Origin of the sequence: Megasphaera cerevisiae DSM 20462, assembly GCF_001045675.1 — a bacterium.
GTDB lineage: Bacteria > Bacillota > Negativicutes > Veillonellales > Megasphaeraceae > Megasphaera > Megasphaera cerevisiae.
Genome location: NZ_LEKT01000086.1, coordinates 1 through 5,241 on the forward strand (window position 1 = coordinate 1; position 5,241 = coordinate 5,241).

Annotated in this window: 5 protein-coding genes; all 5 read right to left on the reverse strand. The window is 39.3% G+C overall.

Annotation, left to right across the window (positions count from 1 at the left end):
- Positions 1–278: 278 nt before the first annotated feature.
- The 5 genes from AB840_RS14680 to AB840_RS14700 all read right to left on the reverse strand — a co-directional run bounded on the left by AB840_RS14680 (position 279) and on the right by AB840_RS14700 (position 4,499).
- On the reverse strand, positions 279–581 hold the full coding sequence (locus AB840_RS14680) for an MTH1187 family thiamine-binding protein (protein WP_048515590.1): 303 nt from the start codon (positions 579–581) through the stop codon (positions 279–281).
- Between the two features lie 5 nt (positions 582–586).
- Positions 587–1,420 carry a hydroxyethylthiazole kinase gene (thiM, locus tag AB840_RS14685; protein WP_048515591.1) on the reverse strand — a complete coding sequence of 278 codons (834 nt, stop codon included), beginning with the start codon at positions 1,418–1,420 and terminating at the stop codon, positions 587–589.
- A 146-nt stretch (positions 1,421–1,566) separates the two neighbouring features.
- Positions 1,567–3,030: a sodium:solute symporter family protein gene (locus AB840_RS14690; protein WP_201775888.1), complete on the reverse strand. Its 1,464-nt coding sequence runs from the start codon at positions 3,028–3,030 to the stop codon at positions 1,567–1,569.
- A 35-nt stretch (positions 3,031–3,065) separates the two neighbouring features.
- Entirely contained in the window at positions 3,066–3,260 is a 195-nt protein-coding gene (locus AB840_RS14695; protein ID WP_048515593.1) for a DUF3311 domain-containing protein, read from the reverse strand.
- A 33-nt stretch (positions 3,261–3,293) separates the two neighbouring features.
- Positions 3,294–4,499, reverse strand: a complete 1,206-nt coding sequence (locus tag AB840_RS14700; RefSeq protein WP_048515594.1) for a M20 metallopeptidase family protein — start codon at positions 4,497–4,499, stop codon at positions 3,294–3,296.
- Positions 4,500–5,241: the final 742 nt, after the last annotated feature.

The window sequence follows — 5,241 nt, forward strand, 5'->3', positions numbered from 1 at the left end:
AACCAGTGCCTCTGTGAAAATCCGCATAAACAGCTGCAATAATTTTGTTTCGCGTATGATCGCGGTATCGGATTCCTTTATTGTTTTGATAATTTCTGCTATAATATATTCCATGAGAAGACCTTCGGTTGTGATATATTTTGCTGGCTAGGCAATATATCTATTATCTAGGTCTTTTCTTTTTTTTGCAATATCTTACCGAGAACTATTTTACACTAAGTATATAATTTTCTACATCTTCCGATAATCTGCATTACCTTCAATCACACGAGGATAACTCATCCCCTGCTTAAAATATCTTCCACAGCCTGAGGCTTATAATTCATCATATTTGTATGCCCAGGACGAATATCCGCCTTTAATACTACCTCTGTGCGAATTCCCTGATCAGCTAGATAAAAGGTCGCCTTTTTAATTACTGCCATAACATCATCCCATTCGCCTTCAATCTCAGTAAACATAGAATTTGTCCGACTTGATAAACCTGATGCACGAATAATTTTCACTATTTGCGCCACATATGGCGCAAATTCATCACCCGTACCACAGGGGGCAATACAAACAGCTATAAGTGTATTCATGTGTCTCATACCTCCTCAAGGGTAAATTCATTCATACTAATATCCTGGGCAGATGCCTTATATAATTCATCTATAAAGGCAATTTGAAAAGATCCAGTGCCATCTGTATGTTGTTCCGCCCTCATACCTGCTAAATTGTATACAGAAGCTCCACTAAGCGCTGCAATAAAGGGATCCGCAACAGAGGCATACACAGCCATTACTCCACCCAGTGAACAGCCTGAGCCAGTTATGGCAGTCATCATTTCAGAACCACCGTATGAAACAGCCACGGTACTTCCATCTGTAATCAAATCCATTTCTCCTGATACAGCAACAGCGCCACCCGTCCATGACGCTAGCGCTACAGCAGCAGACTTGGCCGTCCTAACAGAAACCGTCGAATCAACGCCATGCACGGTAGATGTATCTGTCCCTCCTTCCAAATTCCACAATCCGGCCAGAGCGATAATTTCTGAAGCATTGCCGCGAATAACAGAAGGTTTATATGGTTTAAACTGTTCCAATACTTTAGTCCGCAGGCTTCCAATACCAATCGCCACTGGATCTAATACCCATGGTTTCTGATTTTCAAATAAAACCTTAGCCGTGTGCGGTAACGTATCTTCATATATAGGCAAAAGCGTTCCTACGTTAATGTACATGGCACCTCCCAGCTTTGCTAATGTCTCTCCTTCATCCGGCAAATATACCATTGCTGCCGTTCCACCTACAGCTAATTGAGCATTGGCAACAAAATTAATCGTAACCGAGTTCGTAATAGAGCCAGCCAACGGTTTAGACTCTTTCACTATCTCGACAGCTTTTGCAATTTTTATTTGAATTTCTTGCTTATTCATTAATACCACACCTCTTCTGCAGAAACATTACAAATCTTTTTTTATTATAGTCCCAACAGCACCAATACTCAATAAAAATTCCCATTCTTAAACAAAAAGACAGCTGATTCTAATCAGAATCAGCTGTCTTCTGCCCATATGTAAATTTAAACTAATTTTGTTTTTCCATCTTTTGTAAGAAGGCTTACCACAACAAAAACAATAAAATTCACTACTAAAGCAACAAATCCAGCATTCAGATGCTCACCCATAATTGGGAAGGGATCCATTTTATTCAACATTAAATAAAACACTAAAAATTCACCGATAATCAATCCGCAAACAGCGCCTTTTTTGCTAGCTTCCTTCCAAAACATTCCCAATGCAAGGAGCGGGAAAAATTGCGTAACACCAGAATATCCGGTAAGCAGCAAGTTGACCAGCAGACTGGAATGGAAAATCGATAAATATAAGGCTACTGCAGTCAAGACAAGAATTAAATATCGTGCTACACGTTTCATATGCTCTGGAGAAATCGATTCATCACCACCTCTGAATCCTTTAATATAAATATTTCGAGAAATAAGAAGAGATGTGGACAACAGCAAATCAGCTGCCGGAATCATGCATGCCAATGCACCGGCACCACCAATAATTCCCAATACCCATGCAGGAAATGTATCCTTGACCATATATAAAAAGGCCATATCAGCAACAGGAAGAGGATTGTTCGCATAAACCAGAACCGCAGTAAAACCGACAAGCATAGGAAATATAAGAAATAAATGGCAGACAGGAAGCCAAACAGCATTATGTTTAGGCACTTCTGGATCTCTGGCACTAAAGGTATTCGTCGAAAAATGAGGCCACATGTAAAATCCTGCCGCCATAACAACTAGCGTCGACATAGTCCATACTACATCCAATGATGGGGTTCCTCCAGGAAAGGTCAAAAAGCCCGGTTTTAATGCCTCTACCTGATTAAACATTTCACCAATGCCACCACAGTAATGGTACGGTAAATACAGTCCAAAAAACAGCATAGCTCCCATCATCATGACGTCCTTAACGACAGCCGTTGATGCAACACCTTTTAAACCGCTTAGAAACACAAAAATAGCCACCATAATAAAAGCAATAAGCATAGCTTGCACGCGCGGAATGACTCCCAGTGACGTAACTTCCACGATAAGGCCAAGCGCCGTCAGCTGCAGCTGCAAATACGGCAGAAGGAAGGCCACCCCGATGCAGGCAACAAAAATCCCTAAGGGACGGCTGCTATATAAATATTCCACTAAGTCTCCCTGTGTGACCAGCATATGCCGGTGTCCGTATTCACAGACACGTGGCAGTACATGATATCCAACCATGTAAGCCAGCGCACCATATCCCAAAATATAATACGTCGGCCCCCCTTTAGCGTAAGCCCAACCGCTGGCTCCTAAAAACGCAAATGCCGTGTACACTTCACCGGCCATGATAAACCAATTCAGCCATCTGCCGAAATCACGACCACCAACAGCCCAGTTTTCGGCACTCATATGTTTATCCTTCAAACCTGGTATCGCACCTAAAACAGCGATGCCTATAATAAATATAAATAGCACAATTAAAGCGCTGGAATCACCCATGTTATTATTCATCCCTTTTCATAGTATTGTAAGAATTACTGTGCATTTCTTTTTTTATCTTTTTTGTCGAGCATCCATAACGTGTGAATACAAAACACGGTAATAACAACACCGGCTTGAATCCAAAATGCAACAAATGGCAGACCTAATATCTGCGGATGAAACGTATTGACAAATGGTAATGCCAATATAATCCAAATAAATGGAATTGCTGTCAAAATATGACGCATACATATCACTCCTTATATACGATAAACACATTTTTATGCGTTCTTGTCGTTCTTATTCTGCTTCAGCCAGTCAATAGCATATTGAGCATATACCCCAGAAGCACTGGGCAAAACAGATTCATCAATAGTAAAATTATTGCTGTGATGTGAATGGACTGCATCAATATCAGGATTATAAATACCGATCATAGCAAAGCATCCCGGTTTTTGATCCAAATAATAAGAAAAATCTTCGCCACCAGTCGTTTTCTGCATTGTCGTAACCGCACTTTTTCCCATGATTTTTGCAACAGCAGCTTGCGCAATAGCGGAACATTCCGGATCATTAATTGTTGGAAGAACCATTTCATCATACCGCAGCTCTGCAGTTCCACCATAAGCAGACGCCGTGTCTTTAATGACTTTTTCCATGGTATCTCTCAAATCTAAGCGTATTTCCTTCTTAAAATACCGAGTTGTTCCTTCCAAAACAGCCTCACCGGAAATAATATTAAAACGATCCCCACTTTTCATTTTACCAATCGTCAAAACCACTGATTCCAACGGGCTAAAATGGCGTGATACAATACTTTGTAAATTTAACACAATAGCTGATGCAATAACGGTAGCATCAATGGTCTGTTGTGGCTGCGAACCATGTCCGGCACGACCATGCACCTTGATTGTAAATTCATCAGCAGCAGCCATGCGTTCCCCTGCTTCCACGGATACTTGTCCGGCAAGGACATCAATCCAAATATGTCCGCCAAAAATAGATCCTATTTTATCATACCAATTGCCAAAGCGAATCATATATCCTGATCCCTTACCAGTTTCTTCTGCTGGCTGAAATACTAAGTATATTGTACCGTAAATTACATCTTTCAAGTCCCACAATATCTTGGCTGCCCCTAATAAAATAGAAATGTGACCATCGTGGCCACATGCATGCATACGCCCATCCACTCGTGATTTAAATTCGACCTCATTCGCTTCCTGAACTGGCAATGCATCAATATCAGCCCGTAAAGCAACAGCCTTACCAGGATGATCTCCTTCTATGACAGCTACCAAACCCGTATTTTTTTCCGGAGCGATCTCATACGGAATTCCCATTTTATCAAGCTCTGCCGCAATTCGTTTTGTCGTGCCCTGTTCTTCAAAGCTCAGTTCCGGATATTGATGAAAATAACGCCGCCAGTCCTGAATTTGCTTATGATACGTTTGTATCAGCGCTTTTATTCTTTCTGTTTCTCCCATTCCAATCCCCTCAATTTAAGATTTATCCTACATACTGTATCATACATCCTGTAAAAGCCCTCTAAAAACATTTTTTTGCATATCATTGCAAAAAAAGATGGCCTCATATTTTCACTGTACTCCTTTCATAATTTTAAAAAAAATATGCAAATCAGCTTAAGGATATCTTGTGCTGATGCATATCTATTTATTAATATAATAAATCCTTTTTCACATTAAATCAACGCATTGAAAATAAATATTTTATAAAATAAATAATTTATTTAATTTTTTAAACGTTTTTATGATATTTTTTTTAATTTTATTTATTTGTATTTTATATTTATTTTATTTATTTAACTTTTTTGTATGACTATGATTAAATTGAATAATAATTCATATTTAATCATAGTTATATCATATTACAATATAATATATTTTTTCTGTTAAATAAAAAAAAATTCTGTTCATTTATTTATCAAGAAAAAATACCGACGATTACAAAAATGCCGGTAGGGTTTGTCAAGTTAAGTGTGTAAGTTTTTTTAGGTATCATAAAAGAAGATGCGTTACCAGTGATTGCTGGCTTTAAAATTTCTCGTATTTCAGGATACGAGCTTGCAGCTTATCATCCATAGCCAACTGGTTTCTGACCATCGCCCAGTTCTGGATATGATGCCCTTCCCACTTGGCATAGAGTTCCTTTACCCTGAGATAGAGAACCTTGAAGACAGATTCCTCGCTGGAGAACGAGCCCTTCTTG

What these genes read in the sequence shown, in the direction of transcription:
- AB840_RS14680 (WP_048515590.1), bottom strand. Translation starts at nt 581, where the DNA reads ATGAATACACTTATAGCTGTTTGTATTGCCCCCTGTGGTACGGGTGAT.
- thiM (WP_048515591.1), bottom strand. Translation starts at nt 1,420, where the DNA reads ATGAATAAGCAAGAAATTCAAATAAAAATTGCAAAAGCTGTCGAGATA.
- AB840_RS14690 (WP_201775888.1), bottom strand. Translation starts at nt 3,030, where the DNA reads ATGGGTGATTCCAGCGCTTTAATTGTGCTATTTATATTTATTATAGGC.
- AB840_RS14695 (WP_048515593.1), bottom strand. Translation starts at nt 3,260, where the DNA reads ATGCGTCATATTTTGACAGCAATTCCATTTATTTGGATTATATTGGCA.
- AB840_RS14700 (WP_048515594.1), bottom strand. Translation starts at nt 4,499, where the DNA reads ATGGGAGAAACAGAAAGAATAAAAGCGCTGATACAAACGTATCATAAG.